This is a genomic window from Xanthomarina sp. GH4-25, from assembly GCF_045363175.1.
Lineage (GTDB): Bacteria > Bacteroidota > Bacteroidia > Flavobacteriales > Flavobacteriaceae > Xanthomarina.
In genome coordinates this window covers 180,189-203,930 of sequence record NZ_JBJFLO010000002.1, presented here as the reverse complement: position 1 = coordinate 203,930, position 23,742 = coordinate 180,189, and the positions used below count along the sequence as shown (strand labels likewise).

Here is a 23,742-nt window from a genome sequence, read left to right as displayed (position 1 = left end):
TACTCATGCGCACTTATTTTATTTTAAAGAATTCGAGAATCTCACAAGTTCGATTTTCACTTCCCTCCTATGGTTCGACATGCTCTACACAAACTCTTTGTATAACAAGACCCTGAAACAGGTTCAGGTTGACAAGTGTTAGAAACCTTGTGGTTGTCTTTCTCTTTAAGATGATATATCTTATCTGCTATTCGCTATATTTGCTATTTTAAAATTTGAACCCTTATTTATGTCTCACATCCGGTCTTTTTATGTTGCTTTTATTTTTATGTTTTTACACCAAATGATGAGTTTTTCACAAAACGACAAGCTAAGCATTACGGGTCTTGTTTTAGACACCCAAAGCAATGCACCTATTGAATATGCTACTATTGCCATAGTTGATTCTCAAACAAAAGAAGCTATTACAGGGACTATTACTGCTCAAGATGGGCGATTTTCATTACAAACGGATGCCACCCATTTTTATATAGACATTAGTTTTATTGGTTATAGCACCAAAAGCATTCGTACTTTTAACACGGTTAACAACAGTATTGATTTAAAAACGATTCTATTGGAACCCCAATTAGAAGGTCTGGATGAAGTGTTGATTCAAGCTGAAACTTCTCAAACAGTTTTTAAATTGGATAAGCGCATTTTTAATGTAGGTAAAGATTTAAGCGCCTCTGGTGCCAGTGCTCTAGAAGTATTAAATAATGTGCCTTCAGTTAGTGTTAATATTGAAGGTGCTATTAGTTTGCGTGGGAATGAAGGTGTACAAATACTTGTTAATGGGAAACCTTCGGTTTTAGCTGGTGATGATGGTAGTGCGCTAGGTATTATAACAGCTGATATGATTGAAAGTATTGAGGTTATTACCAACCCTTCTGCTAAATATGATGCTCAAGGTACTTCGGGTATTATAAATATTATTCTTAAGAAATCTGAAAAACGAGGCTTAAATGGTTCTGCCACCTTAAATGTTGGTGTTCCTAATAGTAATAGCTTTGGTTTAAGTGTTAATAAACGTACTGAGAAATTCAACCTTTTTAGTCAGTTAGGATTTGGAATACGGACCTACCCTACTGAATTTGAATCTATAAATGCCGATTTAATAGATGATATTACCATTACAAACATTGGTGACAGTGAGTTTGATGAAAAGTTTGGGAATATTCTTATTGGTGCCGATTATTATATCAATGATAGAAATGTGATTACCTTGTCTGGTTCTTATGCCTATGAAGTTGAAGATCAAACGGCTTTTTCAGAATTCTACCAAACGGATGCTACCAATGCCATTACTGACCAATGGAATAGAAATGAAAATACGGAAGCTACCAACCCAAAAATACGTTACGAGCTACAATACAAAAGCGATTTTAAGCGTCACGAAGATCAAACGTTATTGTTTAGCGCTATGGGAAACTATTTCCGTAAAGACCAGACCTCCGAGTTTAATAATACAACCATCTTTGGGGATATGGATAGCTTTAGACAAGAATCTCGAACCGATTATAAGTTAGAGGATTATATTTTTAAATTAGATTATACCTATCCTTTTTTAGAATATTACACTTTAGAGATAGGATCGCAATATACCCTTAACAAGGTGTCTAATGATTATGCTGTGTCTAATTTTACAGGAGGTGTTTGGGTTGAAGATCCTTTTTTAACCAATATTTTTGATTTAAATCAGAATGTCTTTGCTGCTTATACAACAGCTGCTTATGAGGCTAACAAATGGGGTTTTAAATTAGGTTTGCGTTTAGAAAACACCGTTATTAATACCTTATTGGAAACTACCAACGAAACTGATAATCAAAACTATACCAACCTATTTCCAAGTGCATACGCTTCTTATAAAGTATCTGATGATTTTTCGTTGCAACTGGGATATTCAAGTCGTATAAACAGACCCAGTTTAAGGCAGTTAAATCCTTTTTCTAATATTAGGAATAATTATAGTATCTCTGAAGGGAATCCTGAATTACAACCCGAATATACCAATTCTTATGAGCTAACAGGCATTCAGAAATTTGATAAGCTTTCTTTTAGTATGAGTTTGTATCATTGGTACACCACAGATGTTATAGAATACATTACTGTTTCTGAAAACAATGTAAGCATCTCCAGACCTGAGAATGTGGGCACTAACAACACGACAGGTTTTGAGGCTAATGGGAAGTATCGTCCGTTAGATTGGTTGACAATTAATGGGGATTTTAACTTTAATTATTTTGATAGAAATGGTTTTTTTGAATTACAGTCGTTTGATTTTACAGGCAATAGATGGTCCACCACCATAACTGCAAAAGTTAAACTCCCAGCTGATTTTGATTTTGAAATCTCTGAAAACTATAATTCTAAATACAAAACCTTGCAACAGGAGGTTTCTGCTATAAATTTTGTAGATCTTGGTGTTAGAAAAAAAATAGTAAAAGGACGTATTATACTAAATTTAAGTGTTCGCGATGTCTTTGCGACTCGTGTGGATGAAACGGTAACCTCTGAGCCAGATTTTTATTTATATAACAGTCGCCAACGTGGTCGTTTTGTTAATTTTGGAATTAGCTATGGTTTTGGTAAAGGTGAAGCCATGCAATTTTCTGGACAGCGCAGGTAGATTATTCAATTATTTTTCCTTGAGAATTAGTAAGCAAATCATTAAAATGTTCTAGATTATCTTGTTGTATTGCATTTACATATTAGTTTAAGAGTTGTCACGACTGGGTTATTACTATTTAATGTTCACAAATCCTTTGCTTTACGTAAGATTTTTACAACACGGTTATGTGTTATTTGAAGCAAATTCCATTGGTAGCCTGTAAAATCTGTGGTATTCATAAACTGTATAACCACTGCATCAATGTCTTTATGATATTCTGCCATACATTGGTAACCAGGAATAAGACCTCCATGTTCATAAACGTAAGAGTATAGTTCCTGTTCCCCTTCATTAAACACTGTGCCATCGTTTAATGCCCTTAAGAATATACCAACATCTTGTGCTGAAGCTATCATTGAACCATAACCATTCATGCCATAATCATTGGTCTTTAAATCCTCATCAATACCTACATAATATCCACTCATTAATTCATCAATATTTTTAACTTCACTAAGCGAGCTAAACGTATTGTTGAGTTCAAGAGGTATCAAAATTTCGTCCTTGATATATATGCTAAATTTATACCCTAAAACCTTATCAATAATTTTTTCAAGCAATAAATAATTCGTGTTGCAGTATTCATATTTTTTATCAGGTTTAAAGTTAGCTGGTAAATCAAGTACTAATTCCAGTTTTTCGTTTTGGGTTTTAGGTGGGTTATTCCAATAACCAGGATGGTCAGTAAAATTAGGAATGCCACTCCTATGTTGTAACAGCATTCTCAAGGTGATTTTATCTGCATATTCAATTCTTTCAGCAAGCTCAGGCAAATAATCGCCTAGGGTTTTATCTAAAGACAATCTATTGTCTTTAACTAATTTAGTTGTAGCCACAGCTAAATATAATTTAGTAATACTACCAATTTTAAATAAGGCATCAGGCTTGGCTGGTATCTTGTTCTCGCGGTTGTGATAACCTGCTGTATAGAAAGCTGGTGGTTTGCCAGCTTGATCTACATAAACAATTACACCATCAAAACCATAACTCAATGTTTGGTCTACTTGTTCTTGTACTGTTTTAGGTAAAGGTCTAATCCATGCCTTTACTAATATCCAAGGCACAAACCATAACGATACAATGGTTCCAACTAATAAGGCTATACGTAACATAAGTTTGGTTTTACTGATTTTGCTGTTCATACTATGATTATTAGACTACAAATATATTTCAGATTGCAATAAAAATAAATTATGAATTACCCAACTGTTAAATAGTATGGATGAAATGATTTAGATCTTTAAAACTCTTTATAGACCAATTAGTATAAGGTCTTTTTTAAGTGGTGCTCATTGATTTCTTGAGAAATTTAATAGCAACTAGTATTAAGATTAAAATTAAAGAAATAAAGAATACACTAGTAGAAACGCTTTTTATAATTGAAAACATGTTGGTAGTACTAACTGTAGTTTCGGTAATATCTGGATAACTGTTTAGCATTCCGATAATTCCTATGTTTTCGAAATAATCTGCAATTCCTGCAATAATTGGCAAAACACCTAGATACATATACGGTGCATTAAGTTTGTTTATTTTCTTTAGGAAATATGCCATCACTAAACAATAGGTAATCCCAAAGAGTAATGGATAGATCATATCTACTGGTATTTGATTGGTTAGATATGTTTCACGTCCATTACTACCTAAAGCACTGAAAAGTTTATTTACATACTCGAAATCATAGCCTGTTGGCATCATGTCTAATAACTTCATTTCATTCGCGAATGTCATAGTTTTAGGAATGGTAACCAACAACATAAAAGCATAAACAAGATTGGTGAGCATAAAAAGCCCTAAAACTTTTTTTCCTGATAAGTTTCTCTCAATAATTTTATTCAAATTCATCACTTATAAGATTTACAATTCGTTTATTATCATTTCTATTTTGAACGTGTTTAGAATGCTTTAAAAGTACTGTTTTCTTTAATGAAGGAAAAATTCTGTTAGCACGTTTTATCATTTTCTCACCAGGAAACATCAAGTCGTTTTTTGCTGTTATTAATGTTATTGGTGTTTTTATTGCATTGGCTTCTCTCCTATTTATTAATGGAACAGGCGTGAAATCCATTTTAAAATGTAAAAATACTGTTGAAAGAAATTGGAGTGCAAAGTCGTCTTTTTCCGTAAACACTTCCTTCAAAAAACGTTCTACATATTTTGTTTTTTTTGATTTCATAAAGCGTTTCATTGGTATAAACACTTTAAATAATGCTTGTAATGGATTTCCATTAACAATATAAGCAGGTGCAGTTAAAAACACTTCATTAATATTGGCATCTTTAAATTCTAATGCCTTTAAAATGACCAAACCACCAAACGAAAACCCTGCAAGTGTTACATTTTTTAGTTCTAAAATGTCAATGACTTCATGTAACCATTTTCCGTAGTCCTCATTTTTCATAGATAATCGAGTTTCAGCACTTTTATTAGGTTGCGCCAACACATCAACTGCAAAAACTTGAAAATGAGATTCTAGACCAGAATAAGCTTCTAAAGCTATTGGTGCACAACCATTTGAACCATGAACGACTAATATTGGTGGTTTTGTGGCATCTCCAGTAACAATTACATTGGTTTTACCAAAAGCCGTTTCAATCTCATGATTTTGATAGTTGATATTTAAATCCTTTAACTTTTGATTATAAAGATTTAAAATCTCACGTTTTCCTGTTTCAGATTTATATAGAGACTCCATTATGGCTAATAAAATTTAATTTTGATGTGATTTACTATAGATTACAGGCATTTGCCCTTTCCATTTCGTCCATAAATGGTCATCATTGATTAAACTTGCCATAAAATGCCCCACATTAATACGACTTACTTTACCTGCATTAAAAATGGCACTTCGTGTTGGTGAAGGATATATCTCGTAATTGGATACGTTGTCTTCGTTAATTAAACCATCTGGTCTCACTGCAACCCAATCAATAGACTCATTGTTCTGACCAATTTGTGTTCTTAAATAGTCTGCCGCTTTTTCATTATCAACATGTGGAGGCAACAGTAAACGTAGCAATCCAATAACGCATTTTTGAGCAAATGATATGGACTCGTTTAAATCACGATTACGATTTCCCGTGGTATTCATTAACACAAACTTTGTAGGCCTTTTTTGATTATTTGATTGTATAGCATTACATAATCGTCGTGTTGCATCTGTTACCAGTTTTCTAGGCTGTCCGTAAATGCCTTTGAAAGTGAGATTATGACCAAGACAAGAGGCAACTGCATCACAATCACTTACAATATCACGCATTTCTATATCAGTTAATTCTAATATACTTGCGCCAATTATTTTGAGATTGTCATTGGTTTTCCATGATTCAGGTAACTTTTCAGGAGATCTTACAATGACTTTTACTGTGTGATTTTGAATTAGAAGTTGTTCTACTAATTGACTTCCTGTGGCACCACTTGCTCCTACTACTAAAACTGTCATATTATCTATATATTCTTTTATTTTAAGACTTATTTTTGATGAAATTGTTACAGTTATTTCGACTATTTATTGCAGTTTTCCAATTTCATTATTAGTTAAATTCCCAACATTTGCAGTTATTTTTTCAATACTCCAATCCCACCATTTTAGTTCTAAAAGTTTTGCAATAACTTCTTTTGAAAAACGCTTTTTAATTTCTTTAGCTGGATTGCCACCAACTATAGAATAAGGTTCTACATCTTTTACAACCGTTGCGTTTGTGGCTATAATGGCTCCGTCGCCAATAGTAACTCCCGCCATAATTGTTGCGTTATAGCCTATCCAAACGTCATTTCCGATGTTTATATTTCCCTTTTGTGGATAGGATTTTCTTTCCATGGCATGTTCCCAACCATTTCCAAAAATTGCAAACGGATAGGTTGACATGGCATCTGTTAAATGATTTGCGCCATTCATTATGAATTTTACATCAGAAGCAATCATACAGAATTTTCCAATGATTAATTTGTCGCCTACAAAGTCAAAATGGTATTTTACATTTTTCTCAAAGTTCTCCACATTTTCAAAATCATCGTAATAAGTATAATCTCCAACACTAATGTTTGGGTTTTTTACAATATTCTTTAAAAAACAAAGCCTGTCATAATTGGCAAGAGGGAATTTGGTGTACTTATTTGGTCCCGTCATAATTCTTTTTTTAATCTTTATTTTATGGCGATTTCAAATATCGTCATTCTTTTTCGCTATAGTTAGTTAAATGGTTTATCACTTTATCTTTACAATTGTATAATTTATGATTATTTAGATTCTTTTTAAAATCCAATTAGAAATTTCTTTTAAAGCCGTTGGAGAAAAGGTTTGTTCAATTTTTCTATATTCATCCATCTTTCCTGTTTCACACACTTGAAAAAAGTGATTTAAATTTTCTAGTTCTACTATTTTATAATCTTTATTGCCGCCTTTTATCAATGCTTTTCGTATGCCTTCTTGATTTATTTGTGCATTTACTTGAGAATCTTTACTTCCATTTAATGACAATACTGGGATTTGTAATTTTTCAATTTGATCGGCTGGATTATATTGTAAAAAATAACGCGACCAAGGCTGTAAACTAGTCTTTAACTGACTTTCAATAAATAAATTGATTTTCTCTTCTGGCACGTTTAAAGATGTTAGAATTGGTCTTATAAACGCATTATAATGCGTCGTCAATTCTTTTTCAATTTCTAAATCACTCTTATTAGAAGTTACAATTGCAATTGCTTTTCTTGTGTTTTTTTCATAAGATGCTTCATCTTTAACTGGAAATTGCCTTAATGTTTTAGATTGCATAACAGATAATTCAGCTCCAGATATTCCTGTAGACGCAAGCAATACGATAAAAGCAATATCTTTTGAGTTATTTGCTACTAAAGGCGCAATAATGCCACCTTCACTATGTCCAATCAAACCAATATTTTTTTTGTCTACATCGTTTCTAGTTTTTAAATATGCAATAGCACTCATTACATCTTTAGAAAAATCTTCAGTTGTTGCATTTCCAAAATCACCTGTAGATTCTCCATTACCACGATCATCAAAACGCAATACTCCAATACCTTGTTTTGTTAAATAATCTGACAGCACTAAAAACGGTTTGTGTCCCATAAAACTTTCATCTCTGTCTTGTGGACCACTTCCACTAATTAATATTACTACCGGAAATTTTCCGTTTTTATTGGGTAATGTTAACGTTCCTGCTAATTCAACTTTGGCTTCTGTATTTTTAAAACGGACTTCTTCTTCATAGTATGGATAAGGCTTCACTGGTTCTTGAGGTCTTTTTTGGTCTGCTATTTCTATAGCACCTTTTTTTAAGTTTAAGGCCATTTCTATACCACCTTCTTTGTAAGTGCCTTCAAATTGTTTCGCTTCATTATTAAAAATTCCTATGTAACTCATTCCAACATTAGAGCCATCAATTATTAAGGTTCCATCTGTAAAAGCTGTAGCTGAAGGTTTAATACCAGAAATTCTAAACGTTGGAACATCCATAGTAGTTGAATACGTAGCATTTTCTTGTTTTATGTTAAAAACGAAGGTGATTGATTTATCTCCTCTTTTTGCTTCTCCATTCCAATCTCCTGAAATATCTTGAGAAAGTACACTAGTAATTGCGAGTATTATTAAAAGTATAGTAATTGTTATTGTTTTCATGTTCGTTAAATTTTGATTGATGCTGTATAAGCCAAATATTCTTTAGCTGTCTGTTATTGATGAAATAATGTTAATAATTTAGGAATGAAAGAGATTTTCCTAAATGTTCAATTGGTTTTAGAGGATGTTTCCGGCTGCTTTGGCTTTAGCATCTTTATTGCGACCTATATATGCACCAATGAACATTCCTAAACAAATTCCTAAGGAAAGCCCTAAAGACTTTTCAAAACGCTGACCTATAAGAACTCCAAAAACGACTCCAAATAATATTCCTAGACTTACACTTAAGTTTGTGTAGTGTCCTTTAGTAGTTAAGGAAAACGTATCTTTTAAATAGTTTTCAAATTTAGTAAGTGCCTTTTTGAAAAATCTTTTTCTATTTTCAGGATTTGATTCTAATTGTAAACTTTTCAGTTCTTCTTCTATAGATTGAATTTCATCAGTTGTAAATTCTCTGTTTTTCAATTCATTTAAAATATGAAGAAATTTATCGTAAACTTTAATTTCAGATTTTTTTGTTGTTTCGGTTTTTAAACTTTCAAAAAGGTTAATGGCATCTTTTAGTGTCATAATTATTAATGTTTTCTTGGTTAGTGGCTGAAAACAAAATTTATTACATGCAAAACATATTTTTATTTGTAATATCGCATAAATAGCTGTAAACACAGACAGTTAAGAGATGTTTAGCTTCTTAGACTTTCTATATCTGTCATTAATTCTTCTAGTTTTTTGAATATTCTTCCATAAACTATGTTTAAATCCCATTTATAAATTCGACCTCCAACAAGAAATAGTAGACCTATTATTACTAATGCTATAATGATTCCTATTACTGGAACACCAAAAATGAGATATGAATCTGGAAAACCAATAAGAATCTCACCTACAAGTCTCTCACCTAAAGGCATACCTTCTGCATCTTTAAACCAAAATCCTAAAACCATTGATATAAATATTATTGGATATAAAAATCTTGAGATTTTCTTATTGATTGCTATCTGTTTTTGTATCCATTGATTAAATGTTTTTAGGTATTGAGAACTACTTACACCCAAATCTATTTTGTTTAAATCATTCAATAACTTCTTATTTATAATAACGAGAACAGAAAGTGTAACAAAAAATATGATACCTGTTATTGGAATACCTACAATGAAAGAGACTATTAAAAAAGCAAATGAGAATGCAACAATTGCTATCAAATTTATTTTAAACATCCTTTTAAATTTATCAATGATATGAATTGATTTTTGGCTGTATAGGTTGTTTATTTTTGGTGCAATTAATGCATCACTTTTAAGAAAACCTTCTTTCCAGATATTTTCAATTGATCTTTCCATCTAATATTTTTTTTAATCTCGTTTTAATTCTTTTAACTCGTACACCAATATTATTAGGGTTTGTACCTATAATTTCGGCAATTTCCTTTTGCGACTTTTCTTCTAAATACAGCATAATAATGGCTCTATCAATTTCTGATAGTTTTCGAATAGCATCATATAATAAATTTAGAGATTCGTCTGAAAACGCGTAATTGTCTTCAGTTTCATCAGCAGTTATAGAATCAGATACAAAATGTTGAACATTATTTTTCTTTTTCTTAAGTAAGGTTAAACAAACGTTTAATGAAATTCGATACACCCAAGTACTCCATTGCGATTCTTCACGAAAGTTGTTTTTACTCCTCCAAATTTGTAAACACACTTCTTGGTAATAATCTTCAAAATCTTCTTGCGAGTTGGTATATGCTCTACATAATTTGATGATTATTCCTGCAAAGGGTAAAATGGATGTTTTATAAAAATCGCTACTCAATCGTGTTGTTTTTATTAGTTAGTGGCAGAAATGAAAAATTATTACACACCAATGTAAAATTGCAAAATGAATCTCTTTTTAAAGATATTTAAGCACGTCTTGTCATTGCATGATTAATTTCAAAATCAATCTAAATCATTTTATTTTAATAATCGATTTACATTAAGCTTATACATTTTACCAATTGGTATTTTGTGATTGCTTATATGTATTCTATTACCTTCAATCAACTCAATTTTATCTATGGAAACAATAAAGGATTTGTGAACCCTTATAAATTGATTTTCTGGTAAGTTATGCGTAAAAGATGTTAGTGTTTGATGTGAAACAATCACCCTATCCATCATATTAATTTTTACATAGTTTCCATACGCCTCAATAAACAGAATTTCTGCAAGTTTAATTTGATAGTATTTCTTGTCTTCTTTTATAAAAATTTTGGAATCCTCTGAAGCTTCTTTATTTTGAATTAAAGTAGATTTATTAGATAATGCTTCGGAAACTTTACTTACAGATTTTACAAAACGACTAAAACTAAACGGTTTTAACAAATAATCATCAATATTTAATTCATAACCTTCTAAAGCAAATTCTTTGTAAGCAGTCGTTATAATAACCTTTGGAGGATTAGGAAGTGTTTTTAAAAATTCTAAACCAGATAGTTTAGGCATATTGATGTCTAAAAAAATAAGATCAATTGAATGTTTATTAAGATATTCAAGGGCTTCAAATGCATTATAACAACTTTTTTGGTAGGATAAATAAGATAAGTTACTCGCATAATCTTTAATATTATCATGCGAGGCTGTCTCATCGTCTACAATTATATATTTTATCATTATTTGTATATTTCTAAAGTTGTTGAATAACTGTTTTCTTCAATATTATCACACAATTGGTATTTGTTTGGATATAATAAATTTAAGCGATCTTTTAAATTTTTTAGACCAATGCCACTGTTTTCTGATGATTCTTCAGCATCGTAATTATTCTTGACTGTAAAACTTATTTTACTATTATCTTCAATAATTTTTATATGAACAAATGCATTTTCGGTTGCTTTTTCAACACCATGTTTAAAGGCGTTTTCTAATAAGTTGATAAATAGTAAAGGCGCTATACTTGAATCTGGATTGTTTATGCTTTTGTCAAAATTGATGTCAATGTTTTTATGATATCTAGCTGTTTGTAAATCAATGAAGTTTATTAAATAATCTATTTCATCTTTTAATTTTACGCTTTCTTTACCACTATCGTAAATGGTAAATCGCATTAAATCTGATAATTTTAAAACATAGTCTTGTGCAGCATCAGCATCTTTTTTAATTAAGGAGTACAAATTGTTTAATGTATTAAAGAAGAAATGAGGGTTTATCTGATTTTTTAAAAGCATTAATTCTGCCTCCAATTTGTCACTTTTAAGTTTCTGAATGTTTTTTCGATATTTAAATATCCAATAGAATATTAAATAGCATATTTCTATAGCTAAAATAATTCTAATAGCATTTGTTAAAAATCCATCTGTTCCTGTAGTTACTTGTACGCCGTAAATTAATAACGGTATACTAATTCCGTAAAATATATATTTTAAGATAGGATTTGAAGCTCCAAATTTCACCTTTTCAGTTTGAAAGAGATAATATAAAAGTGTGTAAAAGACCACTAATCCTAATGATCCAGATAGTACGGCAAAAATTTCACTTTGAGCGTTTCTTAATAGCACCATTAGTACAATGATAATTCCTGATAAAATAGCAGCAGTTTTAAATAATTTTTTTTGTGTCATGTTTTCTAATTGTTTATGATTTTGACACAAATCTATGGAGCGGTTTCAATGATTTTGCTTTTATTTTATAAACGCTTCTTTTCATAATGTAAACGATCAAAATTTGATGATAAAGGTACTTTAAATATCATAAATAGATGTATAACATTCTATAAGCTTGCTTCATCAAAATAGTTATAAAACACAATGATTCAATTTTAGGTTTGCATCAAATTTAAAACATAATACATATGAAAACTTTAATTACAATTATTACAATGGCATTATCGACATTATTCGTAAATGCACAAATGACTTCCGAAAAGGAGTTGCAAAAATCTTTAGATAATTCTATACCAGTTGCATTGAAAGAACATCATGTTCCTGGTATGGCAATTGCAATTATTAAAAATGATCAAGTGATTATTAAGAAAGGCTATGGCTTTTCGGATGTTTCGCTTGGTGCAAAAGTTGATGCAAAAACTGGGTTTAATATTGGTTCCATCTCTAAAATGTTCACAGCTTGGGGAATTATGAAAATGGTAGAAGACGGAAAGATTGATTTAGACACTCCTGCTTCAACTTATTTAACAAGATGGAAATTGCCAACCAGTAAATTTGATGTTAATAAAGTAACCATTAGAAATTTATTGCAACATACTGCTGGTTTATCTGTACATGGATATAATGGTTATGAATCTAAAAATGAATTAACATCTATTACTAAATCGTTATCAGGAACTAGCCGTGAAGAGGAAGCGGTAACACTAATTATGGAACCTGAAAGTAAATGGCAATATTCTGGTGGCGGTTATACTATATTACAACTTATTATCGAAGAAGTGAGTGGAGAAACATTTGCTAATTATATGGAGAAAAACATTTTCAAACCTTTAAAAATGAAGCATACTAGTTTTAAAATCGATAAAAAAATATTGAAAAAATCAGCAAAAGCTTATGATGAAGAAGGAAATGAAATCCCTTTACGCCTTTTTAATGCGCAAGCTGCAGCTGGATTGCATACAACAATAGATGATCTTATTCTTTTTGCAAAAGCATCATTTTCAAAAAACCCTGTGCTTTCGGAAAAAAGCATTACACTTTTAAGAACACCAACAGAATTATCTAAAGGGAATTACGGAATGGGTTATATGGAAATGAATCGTTTTGGAGATTTTACATTGCATGGTCATGGTGGTTCTAATGAAGGTTGGCATTCTGGATTTATGCTCGATTTTGAATCAAAATCTGGTATTATCATATTAACCAATGGCTCTTCAGGTAGGAATGTTTTATTTGGAGGCTTGAAAGATTGGGCTCAATGGCATGGTAGCAATTAATTATATTCTATAAAATTATTTTAAGCAGTGAATGTTGAACTTATTGACATTCACTGTTTTGTTTTACTTCCATTCTACACACACATAAAATCCTAACTCTTTTGTTTTGTATAAATATGCTCATGAATCTACAGTATGATTTGGCTATCGTCTAATCTTATTCTTCGACGTTGTAAACATTATTTTATTTTTAATTCAAACTGGTTCCACTTCCTTAAAGGAAAAGGATATTCTAATTCTCTGATGTTTTTAAATAGGCATCAAGAGGTACCAAAATGTTATTAGATTCACTCATTTTGTTAGAAAGAGCTTGTGCTTCGGTAACCATAGCGGCAGTTAAACCACCAGTTGTAGATATGTTATTTCTTGCCTGGTTTTCAGGAGAGGTATCTATAGTAGCTGATACCAGAAGAAGCGCGATACCTGCCACTTTATTAATTTTCACACCTTGACCACGGATATACAGCATTCCTAGATTACCAACGGCTAATCCATCACCTTGAACGGAAGCCTTACGATACCACAGATTCGCTTTTTCGAAATCAACCGAAGTCCCTAGTCCATTTTCATAACACACACCAAGATTAAACTGTGCAGCCGAATTTCCCTGCTTGGCAGATTGGTTATACCAATAGACAGCTTCCTTTGCATTTTTACTTATTCCCAGACCCTGTTCATACATGAGTCCCACATTGTACTGAGCAAACATATGCCCTTCTTTAGCTCCTGCTAAAAATTCATTATAAGCCAATGGCATGTTGTTTTCTTCAGCAGCCTTCAGTCCAGATTCAAAATAGGCTATTCCTTTAGCTGCATTCGTAGCTTTATCTTGAGGTGGAACAGCTTCTTGTTTGGGTGTATCTTGAGCTGTACTAGAGGCTTCACCCTTACAAGATACCATAACTAGAAGAGATGCGCTTAACAAAAGGATGCGATATGTGAATGGTGCTATTTTCAAGAGTTGCATTTGTATTTATTTTAAAAGAGATTCATGTACTAGTAAGAGACTAGCTTTATTTTGTTTTGTGAATTAGGCTGAACGTCTTTTTATTAGGTAAACAAAAATAGTATTTTATAACAAAATACAATTGTATGTAGTATGCTTATTTTAAAAGGTAGCTCGAAACAGGTGCACCTTGTTTTGTGTGGATTGAAAGGGTTTAATAAACGACCTATTATATGTTACAAGCACCATGCTACCCCTCTCTGCGTAAAATCTCCAAGGGAGAACTTCTTAAAACGGATTGAATGTTACTTAAACCAATTGCTAGAACCAACAGAGTTATTCCTGGTAAAAACACCACAAAAGGCATTATGGAAGGTGAAAAGGGCTCTTTAAATACAAAGACGGCTAAACACAAACTGCTAACCAATGCCAATAAAATGCCGACCAGGCTGCCTAATAACCCTAAAAACACATATTCGAAAGCTGTGATTTGTAAAATATGTTTATTTTTAGCACCAAGCGTTCTCAATAAGACACTTTCCTTTATACGCTGATATTTACTGGTTCTTACAGAGCCAATTAATACAATAATACCTGTTAGGATGCTGAAAAAAGCCATAAAATTAATAACCCATGACACTTTATCTAAGATATCTTCTACAAGGCTAAACACTTGCCTTAAATCTATAACAGACACATTAGGAAATTTATTAACCAACTCACGTTGTAAGCCTGCTGCACTAGTCTCGTTTGGAACCGAGGTTGTTACCACATGAAACTGTGGGGCTTCTTCTAGAACACCTTTAGGAAATACAATAGAAAAATTGAGTTGTATTTGCGACCAATCAACAGCTCGAATACTACCAACAGTTGTTTCCATCAAGACGCCTTGAATATTAAAAACCACGGCATCACCAACAGTAATATTGGCATCTGATGCTAGATTGTCTGAAATAGAAATCACTACCGGATCATTGGCATTTAATTTAGGTGTCCAGGTTCCTTTAATTATGTCTTCGGAGGCTACAAGTGAATCGCGATAGGTAGTTCTAAATTCATGGTTTAAAACCCAACGTCGTATTTGTGTTGTACTATCCTGGCGCATGTTATTAACTAAGCGACCTTTGATACTATGCATCCGCATGGTAACCAACGACATGTTATTAAGTAGTGGTAAGCCTTTGTCAGTGATGCTTTGTACGACTTTAGATCGCTGTTCAGGCTGCACATCTAAAATAATGATATTTGCATTTTGGGTTGTCTGCCCAATTTCGACCTTAGTTAATAATATGTCTTTAGTAAAATATAAGGTACTAATTAAAAATGTACCTAAACCAATAGCAACTACCAAAACCACTGTTTGGTTGTTGGGTCTGAATAGATTAAGTAAACTTTGGCGTGCAGTAAAGCTCCAGTGTTTAGGAAAAAAACGTTTTATCATTTTAATATAGCCCAAAGCAACCCCAGCTAATAACATAAAGGTTATTACTGTAGCCATAACAAATGCCAAGGCGTAAAGCAGGTTTTGAATTAGCCAGAAGGCGAATAAAAACAAGAACACCAAAATAGCTGCAAATACCATAAAACGAACTTTTATAGGTTCTTGAACAGCTTGCTCATCGATCCGCAACACCTCTAATGGCGAGACATACCAGGTGCGAAGCAAGGGTAAGAACGCAAATAAAACAGACATGAACAACCCTAAAAATACCCCTATAAATAGTGGTTTTACAGAGATAGATATGTCTAGTGCAAACGGTAAAAAGTCTTTTAAGAGGTATGGAAATAAGGTTTGAAGTCCGATACCTATGAATGACCCAATTAAACCACCAACTATGCCAATAGCAGCAATTTGTATGAGGAAAATTAGAAAACTTTGAAGTCGAGAAGCTCCCATGCATTTTAAAATGGCGATGGCTTTTAATTTCTCTTTAATATAAATACTCACAGAACTGGCAATCCCAATACAGCCTAGAAGTAAGGCGATAAAAGCCGCTAAATTTAGGAATCTACCAACATTCTCGAAGCTTCTTCCTAATCGTCTAGTAGCATCTGTATGTGTTTTAATATCTGCATTTTCAAATTCTAAAAGCGGTTCTAGTTTGTTTTTAAGTCGGTTTAAATTTAACGTATCAGAGGCTTTGTAGAAATATTGGTATTCTTTACGACTTCCAAATTGGATTAATTTTGTCTCTTCAACAGAACTGTAAGGAATAATAACAGGTGGTGCCATGGAACTTGACATAGCAGAACTACCTGGAATAGATTTTAGTGCGCCGACAATAGGAAGTGTTAGGTCTCCTATTTTTATAGAATCACCAGGCTTTACATTAAATTGCAGCATTAAAGCAGCGTCCACTAAAGCGCCTCCGGATGCTTGATAACTATTTGCAGCAGCTTCAGGAAGCGTTTGTATTTTTCCATAAAAAGGGAAGCTACCTTCCAACCCACGAACCTTTACTAATTTGGTGCTTCCGTTTTTAGGAAAAGCCACCATAGATACAAAATTGATTTCGTAAGCATTGGGGTTTAAGGAATCAATAATCGCCTGTGCAGATTCCGTAGGTTCTTGTCTGGAGTCGATGATGTAGTCGGCTCCCATCATGGTTTTAGACTGACTCTGGATGTTCTCTTTTAAATTGGTGCTGAATAATTGAATAGATACTACAGCAGCAATACCCAGAATAATGGATGCCATAAATAACAACAAGCGCACTTTACTAGCTTTGGCATCTCGCCAAGCCATTTTAAAAAGCCAAGTGGTTTGTAAGTTTTGATTTAAATTATTGTTTTTCACAGGACGCTGGTAGTTTGGTTGCTTACTATTGTTCCACCTTTAAGCCTTAAAATTTGTTGTGTTCTATTGGCTAATTCCATGTCGTGCGAAATAATAATTAAGGTGGTTCCGTTTTCTTTGTTTAAATCGAACAATAACTGAATGACTTTTTCGCCAGTTTCTTCATCTAAATTTCCAGTAGGTTCATCTGCAAATAAAATAGAAGGCGCATTTGCAAAAGCACGAGCTAAAGCTACGCGTTGTTGTTCGCCACCCGAAAGTTGCGACGGATAATGATGCACTCTATCTCCTAATCCCACTTTTTCCAGGAGCTCCATACTCTTAGCTGTAGCATTCTTAGATCCTTGTAACTCTAAAGGCACACTCACATTTTCAAGTGCTGTAAGTGTGGGTAACAATTGAAAGTTTTGGAAAATAAATCCCACTTCCTTATTTCGTAACTGTGCCCGTTGGTCTTCGTTTAAAAGGCTTAAATCTTGTCCGCATAATTCTACTGTACCAGCATTTGATTGGTCTAATCCTGCACAAAGTCCGAGCAAGGTTGTCTTTCCACTTCCTGATGGTCCAACAATTGAAAACGTTTGTCCTTGTTCGACATCAAAAGAGATATCGTGCAAAACCGTTAATTGTTTGTTACCACTGGTGTAAGTTTTCTCTAACCCAGTAATCTTTAATATCTTTGACATGTGAATTTAAATTTAAAAGATAGACTTATGTCCAAAGTTCAAAATTATCGATTGCATTTCACTGTACCAACTAGAAAAGCCGCTAAACTCTTAAAGTTTTGTTATTTTATTTTAGTACTACTTATGGTGTCCTGTGGCGACACCAACACAAAAAACAGTAATGAAGCGCAACAAACTATAACGCAACCCAAAGACACACTGGTAAAAAACCAGGCAAGTAAAACTATTTTATGCTTTGGTGATAGTATTACTGCCGGTTATGGTTTAGAGGATACCAACGATGCTTATACTGGCGTTTTACAACAACGTATTGATTCATTAAATTTGAATTATACCGTGATAAATTCTGGTGTGAGTGGTGAAACCACAGCAGGTGGTAAAAGCAGAATTGGATGGGTTATTAAACAAAAGCCTACCATCTTTTTATTAGAACTTGGTGCCAACGATGGTTTGCGTGGAGTGCCCATAACCGAAACACAATCTAATTTACAAGCCATTATAAATACAGTTAAAGAAAAAAGTCCAGAAACAACTATAATTCTTGCTGGGATGCAATTACCACCCAATATGGGACAAGATTACACCACAAAATTTAAAGCTCTTTTTAAAGATGTTGCAGCTCTAAATAATTTAGAATTTATTCCTTTTATTCTGAAAGATGTTGGTGGAATGGCTGCCTTGAACCAAAGTGATGGCATTCACCCTAATGTTGCAGGACATAAAATAGTTGCGGATAATGTATGGGAAATATTAAAGCCTTTAGTGATGTAATACATGATATCATATTGTATTACAGGTATCTAATAATAAAATCGCAACATACTAAAACACTACTTCAAGGAGTTTTTAATTCAATTCCCTTTAGAATATATAATTTGTATTTCTTAAGTTATTCGGCTATTAATAATTGTTTTAAAGTACATTCACTATTATTAAAATAATAAATTTGTAATTCAGAAAAAAAATGGCTTGAAAGAGACAGAAAAGAAAAACATACAACAACCTGTTCCCAAAAAAAAGAAACGGTTTAGGTTCTTAAAAATAATCGGACGCATTATTTTAGGCGTCCTCCTGCTTTTGTTTTTGCTCGTGTTGTTTATTAGAAGTCCCTGGGGACAAGATATAATAGTTTCTAAGGCTGTAACTTATTTATCTGATAAAACCCATACTAAAGTTGCCGTTGAAAAATTATTTATCACTTTTGATGGCGATATTCAATTAGACGGACTGTACCTAGAAGATACCAAAGGCGACACCCTAATTTATTCAAAATCTTTGGAGGCCAATGTGCCTCTTTGGGCTTTAATACAAGGAAATGGTGTTGGAGTTGACGGATTAGATTGGGAAGGTGTACGTGCAAACATTACTAGAAAAGATACTCTAGAAGGTTTCAATTTTCAGTTTCTTATTGATGCCTTTGCTAGTGAAACAACCACAGAAGTTGCAGTTGACACTACTTCTGCACCTTTACATCTTATTTTAGGACATCTAAATTTTAAAGATTTTGATGTGATGTATAACGATGTTGTGACAGGCATCGATAGTCGTTTTAAAATAGGGAAGCTGGTGGCAGATATGGATAAAACCGATTTGGAAACCATGACGTTTCATACTTCGGAATTAGCGTTATCTGATAGCAATATTAAATTTTATCAATTACCAGTTGCTACAACGACAGAAACTGAAACGTCTACATTACCTCTATTAACCGTAGATGAACTAACCCTTAGCAATGTATTTGCCGATTATCGAAGTAAAGCAGACAGAATAGCTGCCACTTTAGACATCAAGGAATTCTATGCTGAAGTGCCCACTATCGATTTAACTAATCAGCTTTTTGAAGTCGATGAATTTCGCTTAAAAAATTCAAGCATCCAGCTTAAAACTGAAACTGAAAACAATGTGGTCACCGAAAAAGTGGAAGACATTTCAAAAGACATTGAACAGGACATTAAAGCTTTTGAATGGCCAAGCATACAACTTGCCATTGATGAAATAGTTCTAGAAAACAACCAATTTAGCTATTTAGTGAATAATGAAAAAGGACAAAAAGGCATTTTCAACCCCCATGCTATTGTGCTAACGGACATTAATTTTCAAGCGAATTCTGTGTTGCTAAAAGATAAAATAGCCGAATTGCAGTTAGAAGAAGCATCGTTTCAGGAAATTTCAGGAATCGATTTAAAACGCCTACAATTCGAATTACAAGCCTCAGATAAGCGACTCCTGTTATCAGATTTAAACATTGCATTAAATAAAAATACTCTGCAAGGTAATATGCAGTTAGACTATCCCTCTTTAGCCAATTTAATAACCATGCCAGAATTGTCTAAAGTAGCTTTAAACCTGCCATCATTTACAATAGCACTCCAAGATTTATTTTTAATTCAACCAGAATTAAAGGAAAATGAATACCTAAAAACCCTAAGCAGCAATCAGATTACTGGGACTTTGAAAGCCCAAGGTCATTTGTCCGATATCCATCTTGCCAAAATGATTATTCAATGGAGTGACACCCATGTATCCGCAAACGGAAGCATTCAAAATGTTACCAATCCAGATGCCTTAGCTTTCGATATTCCAGCTTTTTCTGCCATTACCAAGCGTTCGGATATCATCCAGTTTATTCAGGAAGATAGCTTAGGAATCAATTTACCAAACGATGTCAAACTCGTTGGTGATGCAACAGGCAACCTTCATGATCTTTCAACAAAAGCTTATTTAACAACTTCACAAGGCCTTGCCATGGTTGAGGGTCAGTTTAAAAATGGGGAAACTTTGGAGTTTCATGCCGACTTGGCTATTGAAGATTATAAACTTAACGAGCTATTTAATAACGACGAAATAGGGGCTTTAAATGTGCATGTAACTGCCAATGGAAAAGGTGATAACATCAATAACCTAGACGCAAAATTTGATGCCATCATATCCAGTTTTACATACAACAATTACGATGTAAAAGATTTAAAATTAGTGGGAGATATTACCAATGGAGCTGGAACGATTTCCTCTATTTACAAAGACAGAAACCTTGATGCAACTGTTTTTGCAACTGTAGTTTTAGATTCAATAGCCCCAAAAGTTCAGGCAGAAATAGATATAATTGGAGCCGATTTACAAGCACTTGGTCTTATGGATCGGCATGTGAAGACTGGCATGAAAATCAATGCCAATTTTAAAGGAAATAGCAGTAGTTTTGATGTAACAACAGATATAGACAAAGGGGTTTTTGTGTATGATGATAAAAGTTATTTGCTGGGTAAATTAAACGCTTCTGCTCATATTAGAAAAGATACCACATCGGTTTCTATAAAAAATAAAATGGTAGATGTATTACTGGAATCCAATTCAGATCCTGAAACCTGGACGAAGTCATTAAAGCGCCATGTATCAAGCTATTTTTCTCGCGATGAAATTCTTCTAGATAGTCTTTCGCAACCAGTTAATTTAAAATTACGAGGAAAGATAAGCCTCTCTCCTATTTTAAACGAGGTGTTTTTATTAAATATAGAAGATTTAGATACCATCACTCTGGCAGTCGATTTTAAAGAATCTGAGCGTAAACTAAAAGCGAATATTACAGCACCACATATTAATTACAGCAATTATGAATTGGATAGTTTGGCTTTTTCTATGGATACAGACTTAGAGAAATTCAACTTCAATCTAGGTTTTAAAGAAATTATTGCTGGTCCTTTACATATTCAAAAAACAGTTCTTTCTGGAAATCAGTCAAATAATGAATTATCTTTAGAATTTACAGCCTTTCACGACCAGGAAGTCATGGCGCAAATTTTCAGTAACATCACTGGTAATAGTGAAGAGTTGCGTTTTCATGTACTACCAAACAAATTAATTATCAATAAAAATCCTTGGGATATCCCAGAAGCTAATGAAGTGCTTATTTACGATAAAAAACTAGTGTTTCATGACTTCCGTATTAGTAGAAATAGCCAATCCATAGAAATTACAGACAAACTGCCTAATACATCGAAAGACCATATAGGCATCGATTTTGAGAACTTTAAACTCAGTGAAATTTTGAGTTATTTCAATCCAGACGATACTATTGCTTCTGGGAATTTAAACGGCAATTTTATAGTTGAAGAACCTTTTGAAAACACAGGAATTGTTGCCGATTTAGACATCTCCAAATTACAATTTATGGAAGTCGATTTAGGAACTCTTACTGTAGATGCCAAATCCTTAAATAACGATAGTTACGATTTTAATGCTAAAATGAAAGGTGGTGAAATCGATTTAGACTTAAAAGGCGATTATATAGCAAGTCTGTCTGGTGCCCAACTAAATTTAAATCTAGATATCAACCAGTTTCACATGAATGCCATTAAAGGCTTTTCACAAGGGCAAATAACAGAAACAGATGGTTATTTTTCTGGTAACTTTAAATTAAGCGGAACCACCAGCCAACCAAAATACAGTGGTACTTTGGAGTTTTATGATGCCGATTTTAAAGTCGCCATGTTTAATTCGGCTTTTACTTTAGAACATGAAACCTTGAGGGTTGATAATTCGGGGTTATCCATGAATGACTTTACCATTTTAGACGAGAACCAGAATACCTTTGAAATGACTGGTAAAATAGGCACCGAGAATATGATAAACCCAACTTTTGATTTGCAAGTAACAGCAACCGATTTTCAAATCCTCAATGCCACCAAAGAAGATAATGATTTTCTATACGGACAAGCCAGTTTTGATGGAAATGCCAAAATAACAGGCCATTTACAAGTTCCTAAAATAGATTTGGACATGACCATTAGTTCGGATACCGATGTGACCTATGTTCTACCCTCTGCTACAGTAAATCTGGAGGAACGCGATGGTGTTGTGGTGTTTGTAAATCGAGAGAATCCTGATGCTATTTTAACCAGAACCACCGAAAAGACAGCCACCATTAAAGGTTTTGATATTTCGGCACTTTTAAAAATAGGAAAAGAAGCCACTGTAACACTTGTTCTGGATGAAGAAACTGGAGATAATTTTAAGGTCTCTGGAGAAGGCGATTTTAATATGACTATGAATCCAAATGGTAATGTTAAATTATCAGGTATATATGAAGTTTTATCAGGTCATTATGAATTAAATTTATATAAAATAGTAAACCGAAAATTCAATTTGGTTCCTGGGAGTCGTGTTACCTGGTCTGGCGATCCTTTTGATGCCAAACTAGACGTGAAAGCTGTTTACGAAGTGGAAGCATCAGCATCTTCATTAATGGCACCAGTATATTCTGGAAGTGATCCAGCGACTAAAGGGAAATTCCGACAAGTATTACCATACTATGTGTTCTTAAATATTTCTGGCCAGCTTATGGAACCCGAAATTGCCTTCAATTTAGACATGCCCGAAGAAGAACAAGGAGCTATTGGTGGTCAAGTATATGGCAGAATTCAACAATTAAACAATCAGGAAGACGAATTAAATCGTCAGGTATTTTCATTATTAGTGTTGAATCGTTTTTATCCAGACCCAGGAAGTGATGGCAGTTCTGGTGGTGTGGCATCCATAGCTCGAGATAATCTCAATGATGCTGTTGCCGATCAATTAAATATGTTTACAGATAAGCTTTTAGGAACATCAGGTTTTGAACTGGATTTCGGCATCAATAGTTTTACAGATTATCAAGGAGCATCGCCACAACAGCGCACCCAACTAGATATCGCTGCACAAAAAAAACTATTTAACGACCGTTTAATTGTACGTGTTGGTAGCGAAGTAGATATTGAAGGTAGCAGTTCATCAGGCGAAGAAACTCCTATAATTGGTAACGTAAGTATTGAATATCTGCTTACCGAAAGTGGACGATACAGGCTTAAAGGATTTAGTAGAAATGAATTTGAGAATGTGATTGATGGACAAACCGTAGTTAGTGGTATTGCTTTAATTTTTACACAGGAATTCAATAAGTATAACGAACTTTGGGACGCTTTGTTTAAATCGGAAACCCAAAAGGAAAAAGAAGCAAAAGCAAAGAAAGAAGCTGAAGAGAAAGCGGCTAAGGAAAAAAGAAAGAAAAAGGAAGCTGCCACTAATAAAAGTATTGAAGATAAAAAGAATTAAACACAAGATATAATCTGTAGC

18 protein-coding genes are annotated in these 23,742 nt (G+C 33.2%); 4 read left to right on the top strand and 14 right to left on the bottom strand.

The annotated features are described in order from the left end of the window. The first annotated feature begins 229 nt into the window (after positions 1–229). Complete coding sequence (locus ACI5KZ_RS03590; RefSeq protein ID WP_406846915.1) at positions 230–2,608, top strand: TonB-dependent receptor domain-containing protein; 2,379 nt, start codon at positions 230–232, stop codon at positions 2,606–2,608. A gap of 125 nt (positions 2,609–2,733) precedes the next feature. Here the strand turns inward: ACI5KZ_RS03590 and ACI5KZ_RS03585 are convergent, their stop codons facing one another. The 11 genes from ACI5KZ_RS03585 to ACI5KZ_RS03535 form a co-directional block, all read right to left on the bottom strand. Further along, entirely contained in the window at positions 2,734–3,792 is a 1,059-nt protein-coding gene (locus ACI5KZ_RS03585; protein ID WP_109309477.1) for a serine hydrolase, read from the bottom strand. Positions 3,793–3,928: 136 nt separating this feature from the next. Next, positions 3,929–4,489, bottom strand: coding sequence for a hypothetical protein (locus ACI5KZ_RS03580; RefSeq protein WP_406846914.1), 561 nt, complete (start codon positions 4,487–4,489; stop codon positions 3,929–3,931). Further along, positions 4,482–5,345: an alpha/beta fold hydrolase gene (locus tag ACI5KZ_RS03575; RefSeq protein WP_406846913.1), complete on the bottom strand. Its 864-nt coding sequence runs from the start codon at positions 5,343–5,345 to the stop codon at positions 4,482–4,484. The genes ACI5KZ_RS03580 and ACI5KZ_RS03575 overlap by 8 nt, the downstream gene beginning before the upstream one ends. Before the next feature lie 15 nt (positions 5,346–5,360). Then, a complete protein-coding gene (locus ACI5KZ_RS03570; RefSeq protein ID WP_406846912.1) occupies positions 5,361–6,092 on the bottom strand; it encodes an NAD(P)-dependent oxidoreductase in 732 nt (243 codons plus the stop codon). Between the two features lie 66 nt (positions 6,093–6,158). Continuing rightward, positions 6,159–6,779: a CatB-related O-acetyltransferase gene (locus tag ACI5KZ_RS03565; protein ID WP_406846911.1), complete on the bottom strand. Its 621-nt coding sequence runs from the start codon at positions 6,777–6,779 to the stop codon at positions 6,159–6,161. A gap of 114 nt (positions 6,780–6,893) precedes the next feature. Next, complete coding sequence (locus tag ACI5KZ_RS03560) at positions 6,894–8,288, bottom strand: alpha/beta hydrolase family protein (protein WP_406846910.1); 1,395 nt, start codon at positions 8,286–8,288, stop codon at positions 6,894–6,896. A gap of 117 nt (positions 8,289–8,405) precedes the next feature. Next, positions 8,406–8,858 carry a hypothetical protein gene (locus tag ACI5KZ_RS03555; protein WP_406846909.1) on the bottom strand — a complete coding sequence of 151 codons (453 nt, stop codon included), beginning with the start codon at positions 8,856–8,858 and terminating at the stop codon, positions 8,406–8,408. 113 nt (positions 8,859–8,971) lie between these two features. Beyond that, on the bottom strand, positions 8,972–9,628 hold the full coding sequence (locus ACI5KZ_RS03550; protein ID WP_406846908.1) for a hypothetical protein: 657 nt from the start codon (positions 9,626–9,628) through the stop codon (positions 8,972–8,974). Continuing rightward, a complete protein-coding gene (locus tag ACI5KZ_RS03545; RefSeq protein WP_406846907.1) occupies positions 9,612–10,103 on the bottom strand; it encodes an RNA polymerase sigma factor in 492 nt (163 codons plus the stop codon). The genes ACI5KZ_RS03550 and ACI5KZ_RS03545 overlap by 17 nt, the downstream gene beginning before the upstream one ends. Positions 10,104–10,243: 140 nt before the next feature. After that, positions 10,244–10,942 (bottom strand): LytR/AlgR family response regulator transcription factor, encoded by a 699-nt coding sequence (locus ACI5KZ_RS03540; protein ID WP_406846906.1) that lies wholly within the window; start codon positions 10,940–10,942, stop codon positions 10,244–10,246. Then, complete coding sequence (locus ACI5KZ_RS03535; protein WP_406846905.1) at positions 10,942–11,889, bottom strand: sensor histidine kinase; 948 nt, start codon at positions 11,887–11,889, stop codon at positions 10,942–10,944. Before ACI5KZ_RS03535 ends, ACI5KZ_RS03540 begins: the two co-directional genes overlap by 1 nt. A gap of 230 nt (positions 11,890–12,119) precedes the next feature. Here ACI5KZ_RS03535 and ACI5KZ_RS03530 point away from each other — a divergent pair, with 230 nt between their 5' ends. Continuing rightward, positions 12,120–13,208, top strand: a complete 1,089-nt coding sequence (locus tag ACI5KZ_RS03530) for a serine hydrolase domain-containing protein (RefSeq protein ID WP_406846904.1) — start codon at positions 12,120–12,122, stop codon at positions 13,206–13,208. Positions 13,209–13,440: 232 nt separating this feature from the next. Here the strand turns inward: ACI5KZ_RS03530 and ACI5KZ_RS03525 are convergent, their stop codons facing one another. From ACI5KZ_RS03525 to ACI5KZ_RS03515, 3 genes are all read right to left on the bottom strand, one after another. After that, positions 13,441–14,175 carry a tetratricopeptide repeat protein gene (locus tag ACI5KZ_RS03525; RefSeq protein WP_406846903.1) on the bottom strand — a complete coding sequence of 245 codons (735 nt, stop codon included), beginning with the start codon at positions 14,173–14,175 and terminating at the stop codon, positions 13,441–13,443. A 229-nt stretch (positions 14,176–14,404) separates the two neighbouring features. After that, positions 14,405–16,900 (bottom strand): ABC transporter permease, encoded by a 2,496-nt coding sequence (locus ACI5KZ_RS03520; RefSeq protein WP_406847040.1) that lies wholly within the window; start codon positions 16,898–16,900, stop codon positions 14,405–14,407. Positions 16,901–16,947: 47 nt separating this feature from the next. Then, the gene (locus ACI5KZ_RS03515; protein WP_109310019.1) at positions 16,948–17,637 is read right to left on the bottom strand and encodes an ABC transporter ATP-binding protein; all 690 of its coding nucleotides are present in this window, start codon (positions 17,635–17,637) and stop codon (positions 16,948–16,950) included. 27 nt (positions 17,638–17,664) lie between these two features. On the opposite strand from ACI5KZ_RS03515, the gene ACI5KZ_RS03510 reads away from it, so the two are divergent. After that, positions 17,665–18,408 carry an arylesterase gene (locus ACI5KZ_RS03510; RefSeq protein WP_406846902.1) on the top strand — a complete coding sequence of 248 codons (744 nt, stop codon included), beginning with the start codon at positions 17,665–17,667 and terminating at the stop codon, positions 18,406–18,408. 198 nt (positions 18,409–18,606) lie between these two features. Next, the gene (locus tag ACI5KZ_RS03505) at positions 18,607–23,721 is read left to right on the top strand and encodes a translocation/assembly module TamB domain-containing protein (protein WP_406846901.1); all 5,115 of its coding nucleotides are present in this window, start codon (positions 18,607–18,609) and stop codon (positions 23,719–23,721) included. The last annotated feature ends 21 nt before the right edge of the window (positions 23,722–23,742 follow it).